Origin of the sequence: Saccharopolyspora sp., from assembly GCF_017434145.1 — a bacterium.
Classification (GTDB): domain Bacteria; phylum Actinomycetota; class Actinomycetes; order Mycobacteriales; family Pseudonocardiaceae; genus Saccharopolyspora_C; species Saccharopolyspora_C galaxeae.
Window position 1 is genome coordinate 1 of record NZ_JAFRFW010000039.1, and the last position, 2,062, is coordinate 2,062.

The following is a 2,062-nucleotide window of genomic DNA, read 5'->3' on the forward strand; positions in this document are numbered from 1 at the left end:
ACTACGACCCGCTGCAGAAGCTGATGTCGCTGTTCGAGGGCAAGACGGCGGCCTCCAGCGGTGCCTCGCGGGCCGAGGAGCTGGCGAAGCTGCCGCTGTTCGAGCGGCTGGAGAAGCGCATCGTGGACGGCGAGCGCAACGGGCTCGAAGCGGATCTGGACGAGGCCATGCAGGAGAAGGCCCCGCTGCAGATCGTCAGCGAGAACCTGCTGGCCGGCATGAAGGTCGTCGGTGACCTGTTCGGTTCCGGGCAGATGCAGCTGCCGTTCGTGCTGCAGTCCGCGGAGGTCATGAAGAGCGCCGTGGCGCACCTCGAACCGCACATGGACAAGGACGACACCGGCGGCAAGGGCAAGCTGCTGCTGGCCACCGTCAAGGGCGATGTGCACGACATCGGCAAGAACCTGGTGGACATCATCGTGTCCAACAACGGCTACGACGTGGTCAACATCGGCATCAAGCAGCCGGTCAACGCCATCCTGGAAGCCGCCGACGAGCACAAGGTCGACGTGATCGGCCTGTCCGGGCTGCTGGTCAAGTCGACGGTGATCATGAAGGAGAACCTGGAGGAGATGAACTCCAGGGGCATCTCCGAGAAGTACCCGGTGATGCTCGGCGGCGCGGCGCTGACCCGCTCCTTCGTGGAGAACGACCTCGACGAGGTCTTCCAGGGCGACGTGCGCTACGCGAAGGACGCCTTCGAGGGCCTGAACCTGATGGACCGGCTGATGGCCATCAAGCGCGGCGACAGCCCCGAGGAGGACGAGAAGGAACAGGCCAAGAAGGCCGAGCGCAAGGAGCGCCGCGAGCGTTCGCTGCGGATCGCCGAGAAGCGCAAGGCCGAGGAAGGCGAGATCCCGGACCTCTACGACGAGTCCACCCGCTCCGACGTGGACGCCGATTCCCCGGTGCCGACCCCGCCGTTCTGGGGCTCCCGGGTGATCAAGGGCGTGCCCACGGCCGACTACTTGGCGCTGCTGGACGAGCGGGCCACGTTCTTCGGCCAGTGGGGCCTGCGCGGCTCCAAGAAGGGCGAGGGCAAGACCTACGAGGAGCTGGTCGAGTCCGAGGGCCGCCCGCGGCTGCGCGCGTGGGTGGACGAGCTGTCCACCGTGGGCATCCTGCAGCACGCGGCCGTGGTCTACGGCTACTTCCCGGTGGTCTCCGAGGGCAACTCGCTGATCGTGCTGGACAAGGAGGAGCCGGACTCGCCGGAGCGCACCCGGTTCACCTTCCCGCGCCAGCAGCGGGACCGGCGGCTGTGCCTGGCGGACTTCTACCGCTCGCGGGAGAAGGCCGAGCAGACCGGGCAGGTCGACGTGCTGCCGATGCAGCTGGTCACGATGGGCCAGCCGATCGCGGACTACGCCAACCAGCTGTTCGCGAAGGACGCCTACCGGGATTACCTGGAGATCCACGGCATGGGCGTGCAGCTGACCGAGGCGTTGGCGGAGTACTTCCACCGCCGGGTGCGCCAGGAGCTGCTGTTCTCCAGCGGCCGGGCGGTCTCCGAGGAGGACCCGGACGAGGTCACCGAGTTCTTCAAGCTCGGCTACCGCGGTGCCCGCTTCTCGTTCGGCTACGGCGCCTGCCCGGAGATCGAGGACCGGGCCAAGATCGTGGAGCTGCTGGAGAGCGAGCGGATCGGCGTGGAGCTTTCCGAGGAGTTCCAGCTGCACCCGGAGCAGTCCACCGACGCGATCATCGCCCACCACCCCGAGGCGAAGTACTTCAACACGTGATCCCGGCCGGGCGGGCCGCGCTGGCTGATCGCGGCTCGCCCGCCGGAGGACTCTCGACCCGAGCAGGGAAATCGCCTGTGACAGGGATGAAGCCCGAGCAGGGAAATCAAGAAAGGAAATCATGAGCGCGAAGCTGCAAACGGCCAATGGCCTCGATTTCGCCGTTGCTGATCTGGGTTTGGCCGAGTCGGGTCGGCATCAGATTCGGTTGGCGGAGCATGAGATGCCGGGTTTGATGGCGACTCGCCGGGAGTATGCGGATTCGAAGCCGTTGAAGGGCGCGCGGATCGCAGGTTCGTTGCACATGACGGTGCAGACGG

The 2,062-nt window shown here is 66.6% G+C and carries 2 protein-coding genes; both read left to right on the forward strand.

Translation table 11 applies throughout. The features are described from left to right. A partial coding sequence (locus tag IJH84_RS01010; protein WP_295139127.1) for a vitamin B12 dependent-methionine synthase activation domain-containing protein occupies positions 1 to 1,742 on the forward strand: 1,742 nt, incomplete at its 5' end. A 121-nt stretch (positions 1,743 to 1,863) separates the two neighbouring features. Then, positions 1,864 to 2,062 (forward strand): adenosylhomocysteinase (locus IJH84_RS01015; RefSeq protein ID WP_295139130.1); only part of this gene is annotated, 199 nt, incomplete at its 3' end.